Origin of the sequence: Phycicoccus avicenniae (assembly GCF_050496545.1) — a bacterium.
GTDB lineage: Bacteria > Actinomycetota > Actinomycetes > Actinomycetales > Dermatophilaceae > Phycicoccus > Phycicoccus avicenniae_A.
Genome location: NZ_JBNVZV010000025.1, coordinates 1 through 22787 on the forward strand (window position 1 = coordinate 1; position 22787 = coordinate 22787).

General features: G+C 74.1%; 19 protein-coding genes and 1 pseudogene. 15 read left to right on the plus strand and 5 right to left on the minus strand.

Annotated elements, in window-relative coordinates; translation table 11 throughout:
* Window positions 1-1246, minus strand: a 1246-nt coding sequence (gene hemW, locus ACQZ2A_RS17320) for a radical SAM family heme chaperone HemW (RefSeq protein WP_430213618.1), incomplete at its 3' end; no start/stop codon positions are given.
* A gap of 78 nt (window positions 1247-1324) precedes the next feature.
* On the opposite strand from hemW, the gene ACQZ2A_RS17325 reads away from it, so the two are divergent.
* On the plus strand, window positions 1325-2107 hold the full coding sequence (locus ACQZ2A_RS17325) for a tyrosine-protein phosphatase (RefSeq protein ID WP_430213619.1): 783 nt from the start codon (window positions 1325-1327) through the stop codon (window positions 2105-2107).
* A 15-nt stretch (window positions 2108-2122) separates the two neighbouring features.
* Here ACQZ2A_RS17325 and ACQZ2A_RS17330 read toward each other — a convergent pair whose 3' ends face one another.
* Window positions 2123-2593, minus strand: a complete 471-nt coding sequence (locus ACQZ2A_RS17330; protein WP_430213621.1) for a hotdog fold domain-containing protein — start codon at window positions 2591-2593, stop codon at window positions 2123-2125.
* A 135-nt stretch (window positions 2594-2728) separates the two neighbouring features.
* Between ACQZ2A_RS17330 and ACQZ2A_RS17335 the strand changes: the two are divergent.
* Window positions 2729-3049 (plus strand): annotated as a pseudogene (locus ACQZ2A_RS17335) (NUDIX hydrolase); the annotation flags it as partial.
* Between the two features lie 24 nt (window positions 3050-3073).
* On the opposite strand, the gene ACQZ2A_RS17340 reads toward ACQZ2A_RS17335, so the two are convergent.
* Window positions 3074-5716: an AMP-binding protein gene (locus ACQZ2A_RS17340; protein WP_430213623.1), complete on the minus strand. Its 2643-nt coding sequence runs from the start codon at window positions 5714-5716 to the stop codon at window positions 3074-3076.
* A gap of 141 nt (window positions 5717-5857) precedes the next feature.
* On the opposite strand from ACQZ2A_RS17340, the gene ACQZ2A_RS17345 reads away from it, so the two are divergent.
* The 11 genes from ACQZ2A_RS17345 (at window position 5858) to ACQZ2A_RS17395 (ending at window position 17912) form a co-directional block, all read left to right on the plus strand.
* Window positions 5858-6886: an iron ABC transporter substrate-binding protein gene (locus tag ACQZ2A_RS17345; RefSeq protein ID WP_430213624.1), complete on the plus strand. Its 1029-nt coding sequence runs from the start codon at window positions 5858-5860 to the stop codon at window positions 6884-6886.
* The gene (locus ACQZ2A_RS17350) at window positions 6887-8500 is read left to right on the plus strand and encodes an ABC transporter permease (protein ID WP_430213625.1); all 1614 of its coding nucleotides are present in this window, start codon (window positions 6887-6889) and stop codon (window positions 8498-8500) included.
* The gene (locus ACQZ2A_RS17355; RefSeq protein WP_430213627.1) at window positions 8497-9543 is read left to right on the plus strand and encodes an ABC transporter ATP-binding protein; all 1047 of its coding nucleotides are present in this window, start codon (window positions 8497-8499) and stop codon (window positions 9541-9543) included. The genes ACQZ2A_RS17350 and ACQZ2A_RS17355 overlap by 4 nt, the downstream gene beginning before the upstream one ends.
* A 221-nt stretch (window positions 9544-9764) precedes the next feature.
* Window positions 9765-10664, plus strand: coding sequence for an AfsR/SARP family transcriptional regulator (locus ACQZ2A_RS17360; protein ID WP_430213628.1), 900 nt, complete (start codon window positions 9765-9767; stop codon window positions 10662-10664).
* A gap of 68 nt (window positions 10665-10732) precedes the next feature.
* Window positions 10733-11428 (plus strand): response regulator transcription factor, encoded by a 696-nt coding sequence (locus ACQZ2A_RS17365; protein ID WP_430213630.1) that lies wholly within the window; start codon window positions 10733-10735, stop codon window positions 11426-11428.
* Window positions 11415-12791 (plus strand): sensor histidine kinase, encoded by a 1377-nt coding sequence (locus tag ACQZ2A_RS17370; protein WP_430213632.1) that lies wholly within the window; start codon window positions 11415-11417, stop codon window positions 12789-12791. The genes ACQZ2A_RS17365 and ACQZ2A_RS17370 overlap by 14 nt, the downstream gene beginning before the upstream one ends.
* Window positions 12792-12866: 75 nt before the next feature.
* Entirely contained in the window at window positions 12867-13271 is a 405-nt protein-coding gene (locus tag ACQZ2A_RS17375) for a response regulator (protein WP_430213634.1), read from the plus strand.
* A 48-nt stretch (window positions 13272-13319) separates the two neighbouring features.
* Window positions 13320-15026 (plus strand): multicopper oxidase family protein, encoded by a 1707-nt coding sequence (locus ACQZ2A_RS17380; protein ID WP_430213636.1) that lies wholly within the window; start codon window positions 13320-13322, stop codon window positions 15024-15026.
* A gap of 5 nt (window positions 15027-15031) precedes the next feature.
* A complete protein-coding gene (gene lepB / locus ACQZ2A_RS17385) occupies window positions 15032-15580 on the plus strand; it encodes a signal peptidase I (RefSeq protein WP_430213638.1) in 549 nt (182 codons plus the stop codon).
* Complete coding sequence (locus tag ACQZ2A_RS17390) at window positions 15577-16221, plus strand: copper resistance CopC family protein (protein WP_430213639.1); 645 nt, start codon at window positions 15577-15579, stop codon at window positions 16219-16221. Before lepB ends, ACQZ2A_RS17390 begins: the two co-directional genes overlap by 4 nt.
* Window positions 16218-17912: a CopD family protein gene (locus ACQZ2A_RS17395; protein ID WP_430213640.1), complete on the plus strand. Its 1695-nt coding sequence runs from the start codon at window positions 16218-16220 to the stop codon at window positions 17910-17912. Before ACQZ2A_RS17390 ends, ACQZ2A_RS17395 begins: the two co-directional genes overlap by 4 nt.
* On the opposite strand, the gene ACQZ2A_RS17400 is transcribed toward ACQZ2A_RS17395, so the two are convergent.
* Entirely contained in the window at window positions 17909-19135 is a 1227-nt protein-coding gene (locus ACQZ2A_RS17400) for an MFS transporter (RefSeq protein WP_430213642.1), read from the minus strand. The two genes, ACQZ2A_RS17395 and ACQZ2A_RS17400, sit on opposite strands and share 4 nt — an antisense overlap.
* Window positions 19132-20988: a translation elongation factor 4 gene (gene lepA / locus ACQZ2A_RS17405; protein ID WP_430213644.1), complete on the minus strand. Its 1857-nt coding sequence runs from the start codon at window positions 20986-20988 to the stop codon at window positions 19132-19134. The genes ACQZ2A_RS17400 and lepA overlap by 4 nt, the downstream gene beginning before the upstream one ends.
* Window positions 20989-21236: 248 nt before the next feature.
* Here lepA and ACQZ2A_RS17410 point away from each other — a divergent pair, with 248 nt between their 5' ends.
* Window positions 21237-21785 carry a type II toxin-antitoxin system PemK/MazF family toxin gene (locus tag ACQZ2A_RS17410; protein ID WP_430213646.1) on the plus strand — a complete coding sequence of 183 codons (549 nt, stop codon included), beginning with the start codon at window positions 21237-21239 and terminating at the stop codon, window positions 21783-21785.
* A gap of 124 nt (window positions 21786-21909) precedes the next feature.
* Entirely contained in the window at window positions 21910-22764 is an 855-nt protein-coding gene (locus ACQZ2A_RS17415; protein WP_430213647.1) for a lysozyme, read from the plus strand.
* Window positions 22765-22787: the final 23 nt, after the last annotated feature.

The following is a 22787-nucleotide window of genomic DNA, read 5'->3' on the forward strand; positions in this document are numbered from 1 at the left end:
CCCCCCCCCCCCCCCCCCCCCCCCCCCCCCCCCCCCCCCCCCCCCCCACGACCGTGTCGGCGAGCAACCGGCCGCGCAGCGTGAGCACCGCGCGCCGGTCCCGGACCGCGGGCACCCCCTCGAGCAGCCCGTCGGCGACCAGCCCAGCCACCGCCGTGCGCCCGGCGTCGTCGAGCCGGGCGAGGTCGAGCCCCTCGCGCAGCCGCACCCCGAGCAGCACCTCCTCGTCGTGGCGCTGCTCGACGGTGAGGGTCTCGCGGCCGGCGGCGGGCGACTCCCCCGCCGCGAGCCGCGCCGCGTACGCGCGGGGGTGCTTGACGTTCCACCAGCGCACCCCGCCGACGTGGCCGTGCGCCCCGGGTCCGACGCCCCACCACGCGTCCCCGCGCCAGTAGCCCTCGTTGTGGCGGCACCGGCCCTCGGGCGTGCGCGACCAGTTGCTCACCTCGTACCAGTCGTAGCCGGCTTGCGCGAGAACGGAGTCCGCGAGCTCGTACTTGTCGGCCTCATCGTCGCCGTCGGGCGCCGGGAGCTCGCCGCGGCGGACCTGGGTGGCCATCCGGGTGCCCTCCTCGACGACCAGCGCGTAGGCCGAGACGTGGTCGGGCTCGTGGGCCAGCGCGGCCTCGAGACTGGTGCGCCAGTCCTCCAGCGACTCCCCCGGCGTGCCGTAGATGAGGTCGAGGCTCGTCGCGAGCCCCGCCGCCCGCGCCGCCGCCACCGCCGTCCCGACCCGCGCGGGGTCGTGCGTGCGGTCGAGCGTCGCGAGGACGTGCGGAACGGCGCTCTGCATCCCGAGGCTGACGCGCGTGAACCCGCCGCGCGCGAGCACCTCGAGGCCCTCGGGTGTCACCGAGTCGGGGTTGGCCTCGGTGCTCACCTCGGCGTCGTCGGCCAGGCCGAACCGCTCGCGCACCCCGTCGAGCAGCCGGACGAGGTCGGCCGGCGGCAGCAGCGTCGGGGTGCCCCCGCCGACGAAGACGGTGTTGACGACCGGGGCGGCGTCCCCGAGGACCCGTGCGGCGAGGTCGAGCTCGGCCAGCGCCGTCCCCGCGTAGTCGGTGGTCGAGGCGCCGGGGCCGAGCTCGGGCAGCGTGTAGGTGTTGAAGTCGCAGTAGCCGCAGCGGACCGCGCAGAAGGGGACGTGGAGGTAGACGCCGAAGCGGCCCTCCCCCAGCCGGGCGAGGGCGTCGGCGGGGAGCTCGCCGGAGGGCGGCGCGGGCTCGCCGTCGGGCAGTCGGGGCACCCCACCAGTCTCGCAAGGTCCACCCGCCGGGCGCGCCCCCGCCCCCGGGCGTCCACCACCGCTGCCTAGGATGAGGCGGTGACAGACCGCTGGATCCACCTCGACGGACTCGTCAACATGCGCGACGTCGGCGGGCTGCCGACCGCCGACGGCGGCCGCACCGTGCCGGGGCGCCTGATCCGCTCCGACAACCTCCAGGACCTCACCGAGGCCGACGTCGACCGGCTCGTCCGCGAGCTCGGGGTCACCGACGTCGTCGACCTGCGCACCGAGACCGAGCTGCACCTCGAGGGCCCCGGGCCGCTGCGCCGCGTCGAGTCGCTGACCCACCACCACCACTCCCTGATGCGCGAGCGGGCTGCGGAGTCCAAGGAGGAGGTGGCCCGCAGGGCGCTGGTCCTGGCGCAGGACGACCAGCCGGTCCGCGACGGCGCCTTCTGGGGCGAGCACTACCTGTCCTACCTCGCCGGCCGCCCCGACTCGGTGGCGGCCGCCCTCCGCGTCGTCGCCGACGCCGGCGGAGCCACCGTCGTGCACTGTGCCGCGGGCAAGGACCGCACCGGCACGGTCGTCGCGATGGCCCTCGACGTCGCGGGCGTCCCGCGCGACGAGATCGTCGCCGACTACGTGCTCACCGGCGAGCGCATCGAGGCGATCATCGAGCGGCTGGCCAGCCGCGACTCGTACGGGCCGGCCCTCCAGCGGCAGGTCGTCGCCGACCAGGTGCCGCGCCCCGAGTCCATCGCCACCATCCTCGACGCCGTCGCGGACGGGTGGGGCGACGCCGCCGGCTGGCTGCGCGACCAGGGCTGGAGCGAGGACGACGTCCAGCGCCTGAGGGCCCGGCTCACTCAGCCGTGACGCGCCCGGTCGCGTTCAGCGAGAGGGACGTTCGCTGACGTAGATGGTGATCACGCCCTCGACCACGATGGTGCCGTCGGTCCGCAGCGCCCGCACCCGGACGGGCACGTCGCCGGCCGTGCCGACCTCCCAGTCGGCCGGTTCGGTCTCCGCCACGCAGAGCAGGTCGGTCGTCGACTTCGCGAGGTAGGAGACCTGCATGCCCTTGGGGATCCATCGGTGCGTCGGCGGCGTCGTCGCCTCGGCCAGCAGGCCCATCGCCGCCTCGAGCCCGTTGCACACCGCGATCGCGTGCACGGTGCCGATGTGGTTCTGCACGCCCCAGCGCTTGGCCACGACGAGCTCGGCGCGGTGCGGGCCCACGTCGCGAACCCGCGGCCGCACGGTGCGGAAGTACGGGGCCTTGAGCGCGAAGAGGGCCGAGAACGCGCGGCGGCCCCCGGGCCGGGCGGCGAGGCGGCGGTACAGGTCCATGGTGTCGGTCACGGCGCCGAGGTTACCGGCCGGTAACGGCATCCGTCGCCTAGCGTGACGCGGGTGACCTCCCCGCTCCCGGGACAGCCCGGCTTCGTCCTGCCCGACCCGGCGGACCGCCCCCACCTCACCCGGCGTGCGGTGCGCGTGCTCGTCCTCGACCCCGACGACCGCCTGCTGCTCTTCCTCGACTCCGACCTGGGGCTCGACCCGGTCGCGCACTGGTGGGACACCCCGGGCGGCGGGGTCGACCCCGGCGAGTCCGACCGCGACGCCGTCGTCCGCGAGCTCGCCGAGGAGACCGGCCAGCAGGTGGACCCCGGCGCCGTCCTGGGCCCGGTCCTCGAGCGGCTCGTCGTCCACGGCTACAGCGACAAGGTGGTGCACCAGACCGAGGTGTGGTTCGCCGTCCGCGGGCCGGCCTTCGACGTCGACACGTCGGGCTACACCGAGGAGGAGCGGCTCTGCATCGCCGAGACCCGGTGGTGGAGCTCAGCCGCGCTGGCCGCCACCACCGACGAGGTCTGGCCTGCGGACCTGCCCGACCTGCTCGCCCTCGTCGACCGGCCGCAGGACTGGCGCGACGGCGCGGTCCGGGGCGACCCGGTCGAGGAGTCCTCGCTGCCGGCGTGAGCGCACCCGCGCCACCACGGACCGCGCGACCTGCGTGACCGGACGCGTCCACAGCCACCAGTAGGCCACCCCGAGCGCGAGGGAGCCCACGAACGCCGCGACCGGATGCGGGCGCAGCAGCTCGAGCGCCTGCCAGTGCACGACGTACACGTACAGGGAGGCCGCGGCGAGCACCCGGACGACGGGCACCAGCACCCGCGGCACGCGGGAGACGGGCACCCACAGGACGAGCAGGACGACGACGATCGTCAGCCCGTCGCGGACGTGGTTGCCGGAGAAGGTCCCGACGACGCCGAGGACCACGCCGGTGACCAGCAGGCGCTGCCTCGTCGAGGCGGCCCGGGCGACGGCCCAGCCGAGCAGGAAGAGGTGGAGGACGACGAGCGCCGAGCCCTGCATCCTCGGCACCGGCAGCGGCAGCCACGGCACGCGGAACAGCACGAAGGCGACGAGGGTGAGCGCGAGGGGCAGGCCGAGGGGGAAGCGACGGTCCAGGCGGCCCACCACCGCGCTGCGCGTCAGGGCCGCGACGACGACCAGCGCGAGCACGACCGCCTCGACGAACCAGAAGCGCCACGGGGCCCCGAGGCGGGGCTCTCCGAGAAGCCAGTTGGCGAGGAAGAGGTTGCGCACCTCGTACCGGCCGAGGAGGAGGTGAGCACCCCAGATGACGACGAGCGACGGCATCACGACGTGCACCGCCGCCGCGACGACGCGACGCGCACGCACCCGCGGCTCGTCCGCGGACAGCTGGAACCGCGCGAGCTGGTAGCCCGCGAGCACGAGCAGCGCGTTGGCGGTGCCCTGCAGGGTGAAGACGTGTGCGTGCGTCCCGACGATCAGGACGATGCTCAGCGCCCGGAGCCAGATGCTCGTCTCGATGCTCGGGAGGGAGCGCCACCGCCGGCGGTCCGCCGGCGGTGGCGCGTGGACGGTGGGACGCATCGACTCCAGGTCCGCCACCGTGGCGGTGTGCCAACCCGCGGGGAGCCGCCCGAGCAGCTCCTCGAGGCGGATGGAGGCCTCCACGTAGGACAGCGAGTCTCCCCCGAGCCCGACGAACGTCGCGTCGTCCGGCACCGGGCCGCCCAGGAGCTCCTCGTACAGGGCCCCCACGCCGCCGACCCCGGCGGCGACGCCCTCGCCGGCCCGGGCGAGGAGAGCGGCATCGTCGGGTTTCCCGTTGGGCAACAAAGGAACCGCGTCCACCGGGACGACGCGGACGGCGTCGCGCGGTGCGCCGCACCCGACGCGGGCCGCCCGCGCCACCGCCTCCGTGGACGCGCCGGGCGCGGCGCCGGGAGCGCCCACGACGACGAGCCCGTCCCGTCCGGCGCACCGGACGTCGTGGCCGGCCGCGCGCATCCGGCACTCCAGGGCGTCGAGGTCGATGCGGTGGCCGAGGACCTTGACGAAGCGCGAGCAGCGACCGGTGATGCGGAGCAGCCCCTCGGGCGTCAGCTCGCCGAGGTCGCCGGTGCGCAGCTCGGTCACCTCGCGGCCGAGGCCGAGGTCGTCCGGGCCGTGCGCGTAGCCGAGCATGACGTTGGGGCCGCGGAAGACGATCTCCCCGGACTCGATGGCGATGCTCGCACCCGGGACCGGCGCGCCGACGCAGTCGGGGTGCTCGCCCGCGAGGTCGGCCGGCAGGACCGTCATCCGGGCGGTCGCCTCGCTCTGGCCGTACATGACGACGAGGTCGAAGCCACGGCGTCGACCGAGCTCGGCGAGACGCCGGACGCGCTCGGGGTCCATCCGTCCGCCGGCCTGGGTCAGGCACCGCAGCCGGGGGAGGTCCCGCTCCGCGAAGCCGCTGCGCTCGAGCAGCTCGAAGGTGTGCGGGACACCGGGGATGGTCGTCACGCCGGCCGTGGCGGCATCGCGCCAGAAGCCGTCGTCGACCACCGAGCGGTCACTGAGCATGACGGCCGCCCCGGAGGTCAGGTGCGTGGTGAGGACCGAGAGGCCGTAGCAGTAGGTGATGGGCAACGTCAGTGCGGCACAGTCGTCCTCGCGCACCCCGAGGGCTTCGACGATCTGTTCCGCGTTGGCCCGGAGGTTCGCGGCGGACAGCCTGACCAGCTTGGGTGCACCGGTGGACCCGCTCGTGCTCAGCAGCAGGGCCAGGTCGGGATGCAGGGCGTGGGCCGGCGCGGCGCGGCGTTCGTCCACCCGACCGTCGGCGCCGACGACGACGTCGGGGTCGTAGACCGCCCGCAGGTCGCGGGCCGCCGCGCCCGGCGCGCCGAGGAGCACCACGTGGCCCGCCGCCTGCGCCGCGAGGAGCGACACGATGCCGGTGACCGACGTGGTGGCCTCCACCTGGACCAGTCGGCGGGGACCGGCCAGCCGGTCCGCCAGCGTCGCGACCCGCTCCGCGAGGTCCGCGTGGGTGAGGGTGCCGTCGGGCGTGTGCAGCGCCGGCCGGTCGGCGAAGCGCGAGGGCCCCGTGACCCAGGGCAGGGTCACGCTCCCGGGTGGGGCGTCCGCGGTCGTCGTCACGGGCGGCAGTAAATAAGGTTAGGCATGCCTAATGCAAGTGCAGGGGGCGGGTGGAGGACGCCGGCCCGCGTCCGTTAGCCTCTCCCGTGGGTTAGGCAAGCCTTCCCTTTGAGCACCGCCCCCGACGACCCGGAGACCCCCGTGACCCGACGCACCACCCTCGTCGCCACCGCGGCCGCCGCCGCGCTGGCCCTCGCCGGCTGCGGGGAGAGCAGCCTGGAGGCCGGCAGCGACCTGGACTCCTCGAAGCTGACCATCTACAGCGCGCAGCACGAGAACCTCACCGAGGCCTGGGGCAAGGCCTTCCAGGACGAGACGGGCATCGAGGTCCAGGTCCGCTACGGCAACGACTCCTCGATGGGTGCGCAGATCGTCGAGGAGGGTGCGGGCTCCCCCGCCGACGTCTTCCTCACCGAGAACTCCCCCGCGATGACCACCGTCGAGCAGGCCGGCCTGCTCGCGCCCGTCGACGCGGCGACCATCGGGCAGGTCGGCGAGCAGTACGTGCCGTCCTCGAAGGACTGGGTGGGCATCGCGGCGCGCTCGACCGTGCTCGTCTACAACCCGAGCAAGATCTCCGAGGCCGACCTGCCGAAGAGCCTCATGGACCTCGCCGACCCGAAGTACGCCGGCCAGTGGGGTGCGGCGGCCGGGGGCGCCGACTTCCAGGCCATCGTCTCGGCGGTGCTGGCCGAGGAGGGCGAGCAGAAGACCGAGGCCTGGCTGACGGCGCTCAAGAAGGACGCGAAGGTCTACCAGAACAACATCGCGACGATGAAGGCCGTCAACGCCGGGCAGTCGTCGATGGGCGTCATCTACCACTACTACTGGTACCGCGACCAGGCGCTGCAGAAGTCGAGCAGCGGCAACACGAAGCTGCACTACTTCAAGAACCAGGACCCGGGCGCGTTCGTCAGCCTCTCCGGCGGCGGCGTCCTGAAGTCGAGCAAGCACGCGGCCGACGCGCAGAAGTTCCTCGCGTTCGTCACCGGCGCCAAGGGCCAGGAGCTCCTGCGCACCACCGACGTGAAGGAGTACGCCGTCGGCACCGGCGCGCAGTCCGACCCGGCGCTGCCCCCGCTCGACTCGCTCCAGGCCCCGGACATCGACCCGTTCACGCTCAACGGACCCAAGGTCATCGACCTGATGACGAAGGCCGGCCTGCTCTAGGTGGCCGCCACGCCCGCCCCGACGGCGCCGACCCCCACGGGGCCGGCGCCGTCGTCGGCGTCCCGCAGCGCTCCCTCGCGCACGAGCGGTCCGGGCGGCACCGGCGGCCCCCCGGCGCTGCGCGCGGCCGCGCTGGTGGTCGCGCTCGTCTGCCTGCTCCCTCTGGCCGTCGTCCTCACGAAGGCCTTCGAGTCCGGTGCGGCCGAGGCGTTCTCGCTCGTGTGGCGGCCGCGGGTCGGTGAGCTCTTCCGCAACACGATGGCCCTCGTCGTGCTCACCGGCACGCTGTGCACCGTCCTCGGCGTCGGCGCGGCGTGGCTCGTCGAGCGCACCGCGCTCCCGGGGGCGGCGTTCTGGCGGGTGGCCTTCGTCGCCCCGCTCGCCGTCCCCGCCTTCGTCAACAGCTTCGCGTGGTCGGCCCTCGTGCCCGGCTTCGAGGGACTCGAGGGTGCGGTGGTCGTCACCACCCTCTCGTACTTCCCGTTCGTCTTCCTGCCCGTGGCCGCCCTCCTGCGTTCGGTGGACCCCGGGCTCGAGGAGGCCTCTCGCGCACTGGGGTACGGACCCTGGAGAACGGCCGTCCGCGTGGGCCTGGCGCAGGTCCGGCCGGCCCTCCTCGGCGGGGTGCTGCTCGTGTCGCTCCACCTCCTCGCGGAGTACGGTGCGCTCGAGATGCTCCGCTACCCCACCTTCACGACCGCCATCCTCGACCAGTTCGAGGTGGCGTTCGACAGCCGCGCCGGCAGCGTGCTCGCCAGCGTCCTCATGGCCCTGGCGGCGACGTTCCTGACCCTGGAGCTGCTGGCCCGCGGGCGCGCCCGGCACGTGCGGGTGGGCTCCGGCGCGGCCCGACGGGCCCCCCGGGCGCGGCTCGGTCGCTCGATGCCGCTGGCGCTGCTCGCCGTCGGCGCCCTCGCCGCCCTGGCCCTCGGGGTGCCGGCGTGGAGCATCGGCACCTGGCTGTCGCGCGGCAGCGAGGCGATGACGTCCACCGACCTCGGCCGGCCGCTGTGGTCCACCGTCGGCCTCGGGCTCGTCGCCGCCCTCGTGACCACGGCGGCCACGCTGCCCGCGGCGTGGCTCGTCGCGCGCAGCCACTCGCGCGTGGCCGTCGCCCTCGAGCGGGTCACCTACCTCGCCAGCTCCCTGCCGGGCGTGGTGGTGGCGCTGGCGCTCATCACCCTCACCATCGGGGTGGCGCGGCCGCTGTACCAGACGACGTTCGCGCTCGTCCTCGCCTACGTCGTGCTCTTCATCCCGCGGGCGATGGTGGCCACCCGGTCCGCGGTCTCGGCCGTCCCCCCCGAGCTCACGGACGCCGCCCGCGCCCTCGGCGACCCGCCGATGCGCGCCTTCCTGCGCGTCCAGGTGCCGCTCATGCTGCGCGGCACGCTCGCCGGCACCGCGCTGGTCTTCGTCGCGGTCTCCACCGAGCTCACCGCCACGCTGCTGCTGGCCCCGACGGGAACCGAGACCCTGGCGACCGCGTTCTGGGACGCGAGCGCCTCGCTCGACTACGCCGCGGCCGCTCCCTACGCCGCAGCGCTCGTCGCCCTGTCCGCCCCGCTCACCTACCTGCTGCTCCGCGGCACCACCGAGGAGGCCCGCCCGTGAGGACCCTCGAGCTCCGTGACGTCAGCGCGTCGCACCCCCGCACCCCGGTGCTCCACGGGATCGACCTCACCGTGGCCTCGGGCTCGACCACCGCGGTGCTCGGGCCCTCGGGCTGCGGCAAGACGACGCTGCTGCGGGTCGTCGCCGGCTTCATGCGCCCGGAGACGGGCACGGTGCGCGTCGGCGACGAGGTCGTCGCCGGGCCGGGCACGTGGGTGCCGCCGGAGCGCCGCGGGTTCGGGTACGTCGCGCAGGAGGGCAACCTCTTCCCGCACCTCGACATCGCGGCGAACGTCGCCTACGGCCTGCCGCGACGCGACCGGCGGGACCGCGGGCGCGTCGCCGAGCTCCTCGAGCTCGTGGGCCTGCCCGCCGACCTCGCCGGCCGCCGCCCGGACCAGCTCTCCGGCGGCCAGCAGCAGCGGGTCGCGCTGGCCCGGGCGCTGGCCCGGCGCCCGCGCATCGTGCTCCTCGACGAGCCCTTCTCCGCCCTCGACCCCGAGCTGCGGGTCGCCACCCGTGAGGCGGTCGCGGTGGCGCTGCGGCACGAGCAGGCCACCGTCGTCCTCGTCACCCACGACCAGGCCGAGGCCCTCTCCTTCGCCGACCAGGTCGCGATCATGCACGCCGGCCGGTTCGTCCAGGTCGGCTCGCCCGCCGACGTGTACCGCTCCCCCACCGACCGCCGCTCGGCGACCTCGCTCGGCGAGGCCTGCTTCCTGCCCGGCGAGCTCGCGGACGGGGTCGTCACCTGTGCCCTCGGCGCGCTGCCCGTGCCCGGGGCCGTAGGGGCCGGTCGCTGCGAGGTGCTGCTGCGGCCCGAGCAGCTGCGGCTCGTGGCCGGGACGGGTGGCGGCCCGCGCGCCGAGGTGATGCGCACCGAGTTCTTCGGCCACGACGCCCTCGTCGAGCTGCGCCTGCTCGACCGCTCCTCGCCCCTCCTGCGCGCGCGGACGACGGGCACGGTCCCGCCCTCCGTGGGGACGACCGTGGAGGTCTCCGTCGACGGGTCGGCGCACGTCATGGACCTCGTCCCCTCCTAGCCCGTCCCAAGGTCAGGGTGCGTGGATGGCCCACGACGACCCGACCGTCCGGGTCACCGCCGTCCTCCGCCGAGGTCCTCCGGGGTTCGGTACCCCCCACAAATGAGGGGTGCCGGACCCCGCCACGTGTGGCTACCGGCGGATCACCGACGACTCCACACTCGGTCCAGGCCACCGTCGCAGGGGACGGTGGCCGGAGCCACAGCAGGGGTAGTTGAGCCATGGACAGGATCAGGATCTTCGGCGCCACCACGGTCGTCGTCGACGGGCACGAGGTACACGGACCGGCGCTGGGAGGTGCCAAGCCGCGGCAGGTCCTCGAGGTGCTGGCCCTCGCGGACGGAGCACCCGTCACGAAGGACCGCCTCGTCGAGATGCTCTGGGAGGGTGCCGCCCCCGGCTCGGCGGTGGCCACCCTCGAGAGCTACGTGTGCGTGCTGCGGCGCGCCATCGGAGGCGGCCGGCCGGGCCGCGACTCCGTCGTGCAGACCACGTCGGCCGGCTACCGGCTCGACACCACCCGCATCTCCACCGACCTCGCCGCCTGCCGCGCGCTCCTGGCCACGGCGGCCTCCGCGGCCCCGGCCGACGCGATCGCTCTGGTGCGGGCGGCCCTCGAGCTGTCGGACCAGCCGCTCCTCCCGGCCGAGGCCCGTGCGGCCTGGGCCGACCGTGAGCGTGACGTCCTGGCGCACCAGCTGGTCGCCGCGTGCACGTCCGCCGCGCGCCACGCGGTGGCCGTCGGCGACGTCGCCGCCGCCGTCGAGCTGTCGGCGCGGGCCACCGGCCTGGACCCCCTCGACGAGGCCGCCGTCCGGGTCCGGATGACCGCCCTGGACGCCGCCGGCCGGCGCGCCGAGGCGCTGCGGTGCTACCTCGCGCTGCGGGCCCGCCTCGTCGACGAGCTCGGGGTCGAGCCCAGCGCGGCCACGCGCGACACCTACGTCGGGCTGCTCGTCGCGACCGACGAGCGCCGACGCTCCGAGCGTCCCTCGCGCACCGAGGTGACCGGGCTGCTGGACCTCCTCCGCGACACCCTGAGCCGGGTGCCGGGGCTGGACACCGCGCCGGTCGACCACGCGCTCGCGGGCGTCGCGACCCAGGCGTTGAGCCTGCTCTGACACCTTCAGGTCACCACCTGTCCTTCAATTCTCATGACAGGGAGGCCTCCCGGCCCCACACTGACCCTGTGAGCGACAGGGCGCCCACGGCCGCACCAGAGCCCCGCGGCGACACCGATGGTGTTCGCCGCGTCCTCGTGGTGGACGACCACCGGACCTTCACCGACCTGCTCGGCCGCGCGATCGCCGCCGAGCCCGACCTGGCATGGGTCGGTGCGGCCCACACCGTCGAGGACGCCCTCCACCAGACCCGCGCCCTCGCGCCGCACGCCGTCGTGATGGACGTGCAGGTCGGCCCGGGCGACGGGCTGGAGGCCACCCGCTCCCTCGTCACCGAGCACCCGGACCTGCGGGTCGTCGTCCTCACCGCCTTCGCGACGCAGTCCTTGATGCACCGGGCCGTCGACGTCGGGGCCCACGCCCTCCTCCCCAAGGACGGCGGGCTCGACGACCTCCTCGCGGCGCTGCGCGAGGACGGCCGCGACGGCTTCCAGGTGCACCCGACGCTGCTGCGCCGCCTCCTCGACCGGCCGGCGGCCGCCGCTTCGTCCGAGCCGCCCGTGCACCTCACCGGCCGGGAGAGCGAGGTGCTGCACCTCCTCGCGGCGGGGCTGGACCCCTCCTCCATCGCCAAGCGGCTCGGCATCTCGCGGCACACCTCCCGCGGGTACGTCGCGGCGCTGCTCGGCAAGCTCGACGCCCACACGCAGCTCGAGGCCGTGGCCGTGGCCCGGCGCAAGGGGCTGCTGCATGAGCACCAGTGACGCACTGACCCCGACCCCGCCGAGCCGGGTCATCGTCCGGACCGCCCTGCGGCACTTCGTGATCCTCAGCGTCATCACCCTCGTCGTGCTCGGCGCGGGTGCCTACCTCGTCTGCCGACGGGTGGCGCAGGACGCGGCGCTCATGGGGGCGATGGTCCGGGCCGAGACCCTCGCCGACTCCGTCGCCGCCCCCCTCGTGGACAGCGAGATCCGCGACGCCGAGCCCGCGTCGCTGGCCCGGCTCGACGCGGTCATGCGGCACAACATGGAGACCGGCTCGATCGCGCACGTCAAGCTGTGGTCCGACCAGGGCCGACTCCTGTGGTCCGACGAGGCGGCGCTCATCGGGAGGACCTTCGAGCTCGACCCCGAGGACGTCGAGCTGTTCACCACGCAGCGCACGACGGCCGAGCTCTCCCCGCTCGACAAGCCGGAGAACGTCGCCGAGCAGGCCGACGAGGAGCTCCTCGAGGTCTACTCCGGGACCGAGGACGCCGACGGCGTGCCGCTGCTCTTCGAGGCGTACTACTCGACCGCCGCCATGCGCGAGCAGGAGCGCCGCATCATGCTCGCCATCCTGCCCGTCGCGCTCGGCGGGCTGCTGCTCTTCCAGGCCGCCATCCTCCCCCTGGCGCTCTCGCTGGCCCGCCGCGTCGAACGCGGCGAGCAGCAGCGCAGCCGGTTGCTGCGCCAGACCGTCCTCACGACCCACCGCGAGCGCCTGCGCATCGCGCGCGACCTGCACGACGGCGTCGTCCAGGACCTCGCGGGTCTGCGGTACGCCCTGCCACTCGTCGCGACGCACCTGCCGGACGGACCCGAGGCGGCCTCGGCCCGGGACACGCTCGAGCAGTCCCGCGAGATCCTCGGCCGGGACGTGGAGGCCCTGCGCTCGCTGCTCGTCGACATCCACCCGCCCGGCCTCGCCGGCGCCGCCTTCCGCGACGCCGTCGAGGACCTCGCCGAGCGCACCCGCCGCGCGGGTCCGGAGGTCGACGTCAGCATGCCGGGGCAGCCCGAGTGGTCCATCGAGGTGGCGCGGGTCTGCTACCGGGTCATCCAGGAGGCGCTGCGCAACGTCGCCACGCACTCCGGCGCCGCGCACGCCTGGGTCGAGGTCGTCCGCGACGGCCCGGTGGTGCGGGCGATCGTCAGCGACGACGGCCGGGGGCTGCCCGAGGCCTCGGCGGAGGAGGGCGTCGACGCGCTCCCGGCGCGCCCTCCGGCCGAGGGCCACGTCGGGCTCCGCCTGCTGCGCGACCACCTCGAGGATCTGGGCGGTTCCCTAGAGGTCGGTCCACGGCCCGGCGGCGGTACGCTGCTGGAAGCCAGGGTCCCTGTCGACCTCCTCGGGAGCGGATAACCCCGAAGGTTTCCCCAAGTCCCCGGCCGCAGAATCGGTTCCAGCACGTCCCCCTGTCCCTGTCCTGGAGGACCGATGATCCGCATGGTCCTGGCCGACGACCACGACGCGATCCACCTCGGTGTGGGTGCGCTCGTGGAGACCGAGCCCGACCTCGAGCTGGTGGCCACCGCGACCACCGGCGAGGCCGCCGTGCAGCTCGTCGCGAGCCACCACCCCGACGTCGTGCTCCTGGACCTCTCCATGCCGGGCCGGGGCGGCCTGTGGGCCCTCGGGGAGATCCGGCGCAGCCGCCCCCGCACCGGTCTCGTCGTCCTGACCAGCGACGGCCGGGTGGCCACCCAGCGCGCCGCCCTCGAGGCGGGGGCCGACGCCTTCGTCCGCAAGGACGGTCCCGTCGAGGACGTCATCCGGGCCGTGCGCCAGGTGTTCTCGGCCCCAAGGCAACCCCAAGGCCGGCGTCGCATCCTGAACCCGTGAGGCCGTCCGGCCTCGCCTCAGGAATCGTGGCAAGGCAGGGGACGATCCATGGGACTCACGCGTCGTGATGCGCTGAAGCTCGGTGTTGCAGGAGGAGCGCTCGCTGCGCTCCCGCTCGAACGGTCGGTGTTCGGCGCCACGGTGGTGAACCGGATGCCGGCGAGCAAGATGGCCAAGCCGTTCACCCTCCCGTTCAGGGTCCCGCCGGTGCTCGCATCGACGGGGACCGAGGACGTGACGACGGGTGACGGGGTGATCCGCACCTACACCCGCTACGACGTCGCACAGACCTTCTCGATCGCGTCGATCATGCCGGGCTACAAGACCCCGATCTTCGGGTACAACGGCATCACCCCCGGGCCGACCATCGTCGCCCGGCGCGGCGAGCCGATCGTCGTCAACCAGACCAACCGGCTGCACCAGCCGCCGGCCGGCGCGCCGAACGCGAAGGTGCCCGCCAAGTACTCGGACGACCCGATGGACCGGTGGACCTCCACCCACCTGCACGGCTCGGCCTCGCTCCCCCAGTACGACGGCTACGCCTCCGACGTCACCCTCCCCGGGCTGCGGAAGCGGTACATCTACCCGAACTCGCAGGACGCCCGCACCCTCTGGTACCACGACCACGGCGTGCACCACACGTCCCAGAACGCGTACAACGGGCTCGCCGGCATGTACATCCTCCACGACGACGTGGAGACCGGCCTCGGCATCCCCCAGGGCGCCTACGACGTGCCGGTCATCGTCAAGGACGCGATGCTCGACACGAGCGGCGGCCTCATCTACGACGACAACGGCGAGTCGGGCGTGTACGGCGACATCGTCCTCGTCAACGGGGTGCCGTGGCCGGCGATGCAGGTCGAGCCGCGCAAGTACCGGTTCCGCATCCTCAACGCCTCCGTCTCACGCTCGTACGAGTGGCAGCTGCACGACGGCACCAGCGCCGTCCCGATGACGGTCATCGGCACCGACGCCGGCCTCATGCCGCAGCCCCAGGTCGTCTCCAAGCTCCGGCACGGCATGGCCGAACGCTACGAGGTGATCATCGACTTCGCGCCCTACGCGCAGAAGCCCGGTCAGGCAGCGGCCAAGCTGACGCTCAACAACATCCCGCCGAAGAACAACGTCGCCTACGCGAGCGTGAAGTACGCGATGCAGTTCGTCGTCGGTCCCGAGAGCTCGATCCAGAGCACCGAGAACAACTCCATCCCGACGCTGTGGAACTCGGCGATCGAGATGCCGGAGTGCATGACCTGGACCGAGCAGGGCCTGCTCGCCCAGGGCGTGACGCAGCGCCGGTTCGCCTTCGTCCGCACGAACGGCCACTGGACGATCAACGGCGAGACGTGGCAGAACGTGGTCGACAGCAACTACACGCACTGCATGGCCGAGATGGACCTCGGTGCGGTGGAGATCTGGGAGCTCGCGAACACCTCGGGTGGCTGGTTCCACCCGGTGCACATCCACCTCGTCGACTTCCAGGTGCTCTCCCGCAACGGCAAGGCCTCGCTGGTGCGCCCCTTCGAGAAGGGCGCCAAGGACGTCGTCTACGTCGGCGAGAACGAGACCGTGCGCGTGGCGATGCGCTTCGCCGGCCCCTCCGCCGGCGAGGGCTGGGCGGCCCCCCGCGGCCGCTACATGATGCACTGCCACAACCTGGTCCACGAGGACCACGACATGATGATGCAGTTCAGCGTGGGCGACCCCGACCACGACCCCGAGTGCGACCCCATCACGGGCGACCCGGCCTGGTGACGGCGGTGACCCTCACCGCCCCACCGGTCCGTGCCGCCGCCCCTCGCGTGCGGCGGCGCGGCCGGGTGGTGGACATCGTGCTCGTCGCGGCGCTCCTCCTCGTCGGTGTCCGGCTGTTCGTGCTCGAACCCGTCGAGGTGCCGAGCGGCAGCATGGCGCCGACGCTCGCCGCCGGCTCGCACGTGCTCGTCGACCACGTCGGCCCGCGCCTCACCGGCTACCACCGCGGAGACGTCGTCGTCCTCACCTCGCCCACCGACGGCACGCTGCTCGTCAAGCGGGTCGCGGGGGTCGCGGGTGACGACGTGTCGATCCTCGACGGCGTGCTGACCGTCGACGGCGTCGCGGTGCACGAGCCGTGGGTGGACCCCGGGGATGTCGACTCGGTCTACACCGAGATGGGTGTGGTGCCCGAGGGTCACGTCCTCGTCCTCGCCGACCACCGACAGGAGGCCCTGGACTCCCGCACCTTCGGGCCGGTGCGGCTGGCCGACCTCCAGGGCCGGGTGCTCGCCACGGTCTGGCCGCTCGACCGGGTCGGAGGGACGTCGTGACCGCCGGCCGGCGCCTGCTCGGCGTCCTCCTGCTCACGCTCGCGGGCCTGCTCGGCGGCGCCGGGGTGGCCTCCGCGCACACCGGGCTCGAGGGCAGCACCCCGGGAGAGGGCGGCACGGTGAGCAGCCTGTCCGCCCCCGTCCGGCTGCACTTCGCCGACCCGGTGCTGAAGGGCACCGCCGCGGCCGTGCTCACCGGCCCCGAGGGCCGCGTCGAGCTGGCCCGTCCCTCGGTCCGAGGGGCCTCGGTGACCTTCCGCCTCCCGAAGGGCACCGCCGCCGGACGTCACCGCCTGGCCTGGCGCGTCGTCGCCGACGACGGGCACCCCGTCGAGGGCGTGCTCACCTTCACGGTGGCCGCCCGCGCCGTCGCCGCACCGTCGCCCGCCCCCTCCGCCTCCTCCTCGTCGGGCGCGGCGGTCGCACCGCGCTCCGCCGTCCCCACCACGGCCGCCACCCCGACCGACGACGTCGCCGCCACGGCGCTGGCGGCCACGGAGTCGGCCGGCACGGACGCCGCCTCCGAGGGCGGACCGTTCACGGGGTGGGCCGCCTTCGCCCTGCTCCTCGTGCTCGCCCTCGCCCTCCCCCGCTGGGTGGCGCGCCGCCGGCCGGCCCCCGACCCCGGGGGTGCCCGATGAGCGCTCCCTCGCTGCGGATCGACCGCACCGACGTCGGCCGGCTCGCCGTCGGTGCCGCCGTGCTCGGCGCCGCCGTCGCGCTCGTCGCGGTGACCGTGGCCACCGCCCGCGACCTTCCGGTCGTCACGGGGCTCCCTGAGGCCGGAGCCGGGACGGCGCTGGCCGCCTCCGGTGCGCGCCTCGCCTCGCGGGTGGCCGCGGTGGTGGTGGTCGGCGGGCTGCTCGTGCCCGCCTGGCTGGTCGGGGCCGGCGCGGTGCCGGCCCGGGTCCTGCGTGCCGTCCGCGTCGCCGCCTGGGTCTGGGTGGGCGCCACACTGCTCGCGATGGTCGCCGCCGGCGCCGAGGCCCTCGCCGTCCCGCTCGGGAGCGCCCTCACCTCGGGGCGGGTCTGGGCCTTCGTCCCCAGCCTCGGAGGAGGGCGCGCGCTGATGTCCACCGCGGTGCTCGCCGCCCTCGTGGCCTCCGGGACCCGCGTCGCGCGCGGCCCCGGGGAGCACCTGCTCCTGCTCGGGACGGCCCTCGTCGCGACGCTGCCGACCTCCCTCACCGGCCACGTCGCGACCGCCGAGCTGCACGTCGCCGTGAGCGTCGGCACCACCGTCCACGTGCTCGGTGCCGTGCTCTGGGTCGGCGGCCTGGTCGGGCTCGGGATGCTCGGTCGCTCCCCCGCACTGCCCGGGGCCGTCGCGCGCTTCTCCTCGCTCGCGCTCGCGGCGGTGGTCGTCGTCACGGTCACCGGCCTGCTGGCCGCGTGGTGGCGGCTCGGGGCCGACGCACCCGCCTGGCGCTCCGCCTACGGTGCGCTCGTCGTGGCCAAGGTCGCCCTCCTCGTGGTCCTCGTCGGGCTCGGGGGCATCCATCGTCGCTGGAGCATCCCCGCGCTCCAGCGGGGCTCGGCCGGGACCTGGTGGCGGCTGGCCGTCGTCGAGACGACCGTGATGGGCGCCACGCTCGGGGTGGCGACGGCGCTGGGTCGCACCGCGACCCCCACCCGGCCGGGCGTGGTCGCCCTCCCCCACGGCGGCGTGACGACGGTCGACCGCTACCTCCCGGCGCCCACCCCGACCTCCCTGGTGCTCGAGCCCCGCGGGTCGGCCACCGGTGCCGTGGCCGTGACGCTCGTGCTGCTCCTCCTCGTCCTCGCGGTGAGCCGCGCGGGCACCGCGCCACGGGCCGCACTGCGCGGCCTCGGGTTCGGCCTGGCCGGCACCGCGGTCCTCGGCTGGCTCCTCCTCGGGGGCCCCGGGTCGTACGGCAGCGCGATCCTCGGGGTCCACGGGACGCAGGTCGTCGGGGCCGCGCTCCTCGCGGCGCCGCTCCTCGTGGCGAGCGCCCGCGCGCTGGCGCCCGGGCGCCTGCCGCTGCCCCGGCGCGGGCTCGTCGATGCCGTCCTGCCGTTCATCGTCCTCGCGCTCGTCGTCTACGGCACGCCGCTGCTCACCGCATCGCTCGGCAGCGAGGTGGTGCACACGCTGGTCGTCCTCGTGGCCGTCGGCGCGGGTATCCCCGTGGCCCTGCGGGTCGGCACCGACCGGCGGGTCGGCGTGGCGCTGCTCGCCGTGCTCGGGGCCGTGCTGCTCGTTGTCCTCATGAGCCGCCCGGACGCCTTCGCCCCGGACTGGTTCGCGAACCTCCCCCTCGACTGGGCCGACCCCGTCCGCGGCACCGACGTCGGGACCCGGGCCGCCTAGCCCGGGAGGGCGGTGCGCGCCGTGCGCGTGGTCCGGGTGGTCCGCGTGGTCCGCCACCACGCCCCGACGAGCACGGCGAGGCCGAGGAGGACCAGGACACCGCACCCGAGGAAGACGCCGCCGTACCCCAGGCTGCTCGTCCCACCGACCGCGATGACCGGGCCGGCGACGATGGCGCCCACGCGCGTGGTGTTCATGAACAGGCTCGACGCCAGGCCGGGGCGGCCGATGACGTCCTGGAACAGCGTCAGCCCGACGCCGGACATCGTCGCGATGAAGACCGCGTTCGGCAGCTGGGCCGCGACGAGGACCACGGGCGAGGGCACGAGCACCATCAGCGCGTAGTAGCCGAGCCCGGCGACGCAGCCCGCGGCCACGACCCGCCGCGGCCCGAAGCGGGCCGTGATGCGCCCGAGCAGCACGAGGATGGGGATCTCCAGGGCCGCACAGGTGCCGAGCGCGATGCCGCTCCACTCGAGGTCGAGCCCCAGCTCGTCGGTGACGAGCAGCGGCAGCGACGAGACGGCGGCGTTGAGCGCCGCACCGAGGGTCACGAACGTCGCGAGGAGGACGAGCACCTCGGGCCGGCGCAACGTGGCCCCCATCGGGTCTCCGGTCGGGGGCGGACGCCGGGCGTGCGGCGAGGTGGCGTGCGCGTGCATCATCACGCGGGTCAGGGCCAGCCCCAGGACGCCGAGCGCGGCGACCACCCAGAGCACCGAGCGCTGCCCGAGCACCCCCATGAGGAAGGCCGCGAAGGGCGGGCCGCCGACCCACGCGAAGGAGAAGACCGCCCGGGTGCGCATGATCTGCTGCACGCTCGCGCCCGTGTGCCGCTGGTAGGCGAACAGCAGGCCGATGGCGATGCCGGCCGGGCCGCCGAGGGCGACGAGGGCGAGCACGGCCAGCGGCAGCGTCGTCGCGAGGGCCAGGGCGGTGGTGAGCGCGATCGTGAAGCCGCCGCACCAGAGCAGCGGCTTCAGGTAGTCGCCGCGCCGGTCGGCCCGGGTCGGCACCACGAGCGTCGAGACGAACCCGCTGACGTTGTAGGCGGCCAGCGCCACACCCACCTCGGCCGCGGACGCGCCGTACAGCGAGACGAGGATGATCCCGATCGCCGGGTTGAGGAAGGCGAACTGGGTGCCCCAGAGCAGGGCGGCGGAGGGGACGAGCAGGGCCCGCCGGTGGCCGGCCAGGAAGCCGGAGCCCGCGGGCGCCGTCACTTCTTGGTGGCCTGTGCGCCCGCCCCGTCGGAGGTCAGCGCGGCGATGAAGGCCTCCGGCGGCACCTCGACCGACCCGATGTTCTTCATCCGCTTCTTGCCGGCCTTCTGCTTCTCGAGGAGCTTGCGCTTGCGGCTGATGTCGCCGCCGTAGCACTTGGCGAGGACGTCCTTGCGGATGGCGCGGATGTTCTCGCGGGCGATGACCCGGGCGCCGACGGCGGCCTGGATCGGCACCTCGAACTGCTGGCGCGGGATGAGCTCCTTGAGCTTGCCGGCCATCATCAGGCCGTAGCCGTAGGCCTTGTCCTTGTGGACGATCGCCGAGAACGCATCGACCGTCTCGCCCTGGAGCAGGATGTCGACCTTGACGAGGTCGGCGACCTGGTCGCCGTCGGGCTCGTAGTCGAGGCTGGCGTAGCCGCGGGTGCGCGACTTCAGCTGGTCGAAGAAGTCGAAGACGACCTCGGCGAGCGGCAGCGTGTAGCGCATCTCGACGCGCTCCTCGGAGAGGTAGTCCATCCCGAGGAGCGTGCCGCGCTTGCCCTGGCAGAGCTCCATGATGGCGCCGATGAACTCGCTCGGCGCGAGGACGGTGGTGCGCACCTTGGGCTCGCGGACCTCGGCAATCTTGCCGCCGGGGAACTCGCTGGGGTTGGTGACGACCACCTCGGTGCCGTCGTCCATCGTCACGTCGTAGACCACGTTGGGCTGGGTGGAGATGAGCTCGAGGTCGAACTCGCGCTCGAGGCGCTCGCGGACGATCTCGAGGTGCAGCAGGCCGAGGAAGCCGCAGCGGAAGCCGAAGCCGAGCGCGACGGAGGTCTCGGGCTCGTAGACGAGGGCGGCGTCGTTGAGCTTGAGCTTGTCGAGCGCCTCCCGCAGGTCCGGGTAGTCCGAGCCGTCGAGCGGGAACAGGCCGGAGAAGACCATCGGCTTGGGGTCGCGGTAGCCACCGAGCGCGTCGGTGGCCGGCTTGGCCGCGTTGGTCACGGTGTCGCCGACCTTGGACTGGCGCACGTCCTTGACGCCGGTGATGAGGTAGCCGACCTCACCGACGCCGAGACCCTTGCCGGGCACCGGTTCCGGGCTGATGACGCCGATCTCGAGCAGTTCGTGGTGCGCCTTGGTCGACATCATGACGATGCGCTCGCGCGGGTTGAGGTTGCCGTCGACCACCCGGACGTAGGTGACCACGCCGCGGTAGGTGTCGTAGACCGAGTCGAAGATCATCGCGCGGGCGGGGGCATCCGCGTTCCCGGTCGGCGAGGGGATCTGGGCGACGATCGCGTCGAGGAGCGGCTCGACGCCCACACCGGTCTTGCCGGATACCTGGAAGCAGTCCTCGGGCTCGCAGCCGATGAGGCCGGCGAGCTCCTCGGCGTACTTCTCGGGCTGCGCGGCCGGGAGGTCGATCTTGTTGAGCACCGGGATGATCGTGAGGTCGTTCTCCATCGCGAGGTAGAGGTTCGCGAGGGTCTGGGCCTCGATGCCCTGCGCGGCGTCGACGAGGAGTACGGCGCCCTCGCACGCGGCGAGGCTGCGGGAGACCTCGTAGGTGAAGTCGACGTGGCCCGGGGTGTCGATCATGTTGAGGACGTGGCTCGCGCCCGCGACCTCCCACGGCATGCGGACGGCCTGGGACTTGATGGTGATGCCGCGCTCGCGCTCGATGTCCATCCGGTCGAGGTACTGCGCGCGCATCGCCCGGTCGTCGACGACACCGGTGATCTGGAGCATCCGGTCGGCGAGCGTGGACTTGCCGTGGTCGATGTGGGCGATGATGCAGAAGTTGCGGATCGCCTCCGGCGGCGTCGCGTGCGGCTGCAGCACGGTGCTGGCGCGGGGTGACACGAGTGGGCGGTTCCTTGCTGTGGGGGCGGTGCCGCCGGGTGAACGGCGGTCAGGGCACTGTGCCCCAGTCTCCCACGTCCGGCCGACCGGGCCGAACGCGATCGGCGGGTGCGACGGACCGATGGCCCGCGAGCTTCCGCGCCATCACGGTGATGACCGGGAAATCGTCCCGCGACGCGGATGCATCCCCGTCACCGGCCAGGATCCGCGCCCTGCCTGGGACGACGCGGGTGGCTAGGGTCGGGCCCATGCAGTGGCAGCGCATCCTCCGGCCGGTCCTCGACACCGCCGTGCGCGAGCTGTCCCGCGTCACGTCACGGAGCCGGCGGCCCGCCCGCGTCCCCGGCGGCGCGGCAGAGCGACCGCATCCGCAACCGCGGGACACATCGTCCGGGACCTACCCCGGCGACTACGACGGCCCGCTCGAGCCGGAGTACTCCCCGAACCCGGACGGCCACCCCGACCCGGGCGAGATCGTCTGGACGTGGGTGCCCTACGAGGAGGACCACCGCCAGGGCAAGGACCGCCCCGTCCTCCTCGTCGGCCGCGACGGCCCGTGGCTGCTCGCCCTCCAGCTGACGAGCCAGGACCACGACCGCGACGCCGGCCAGGAGCGCGCGGCCGGGAGGCTCTGGGTCGACATCGGGTCCGGCGCCTGGGACTCCCGCGGCCGCCCGAGCGAGGTGCGGGTCAACCGGATCATCCGGGTCGCGCCGGACCGGGTCCGCCGCGAGGGGGCCGTCCTCCCCCGAGAGCGGTTCGACCGGGTCGCCGCCGCCGTGCGCGCCGCCTCCTGAGGCTGCAACTTTTTCACAATCGTTGCCCATTCAGAGGGAACTTCTTACCGTCCCCTGATCCTCTCCTCACCGTGCCGGTCCTAGCGTCGGAGCGCCCCGGCACTCGCCCGACCCAGGAGAACCCATGTCGACCCTGCGCACCGCACGGCGCACCGCCCTGTCCGTCCTGGCCTCCGGCGCCGTCGCCGCCGCCTCGCTCGTCAGCACCGCCCCGGCACAGGCCCGTCCGGCACCCGAGCCCGTCCCGACCGCCCGGGCCGCGGGCATCCAGCAGGTCGGCGACGCCTTCATGGGCTGGTCGGCCGGGCGCGAACGCACCCGCGCGAACGACAGCACGGCCGCCGGGAGCCGTGTCGCCGTGACCCAGACGCCGGGCATCGACGTCTCGAAGTGGCAGGGCAACGTCGACTGGGCCTCGTACTGGTCGCAGGGCAAGAAGTTCGCCTACGTCAAGGCCACCGAGGGCACGACCTACCAGAACGCCTACTTCGCCCAGCAGTACAACGGCTCCTACGGCGTCGGGATGATCCGCGGGGCCTACCACTTCGCCCTCCCGGACAGCTCCTCCGGCACCGCCCAGGCGGACTGGTTCGTCGGCCACGGCGGCGGGTGGAGCGCGGACGGGAAGACCCTGCCCGGCGTCCTCGACATCGAGTACAACCCGTACGGCGCCACCTGCTACGGGCTGAGCCAGGCCGGGATGGTCTCGTGGATCCGCGACTTCACCAGCCGCTACAAGGCCCGCACCGGCCGGGACGCGGTGATCTACACGACGACCAGCTGGTGGACCCAGTGCACCGGCAACAGCAGCGCGTTCGGGGCGACCAACCCCCTGTGGGTGGCCCGCTACAACACGACGGTGGGCACCCTCCCCGCCGGGTGGGGCTACTACACGTTCTGGCAGTACACCGACACCCCGCTCGACCAGGACTGGTTCAACGGGGACCTCGCCGGCCTCACGCGGCTCGCGCTCGGCTGACCCCGGCGGCTCCGGCGCCCGGA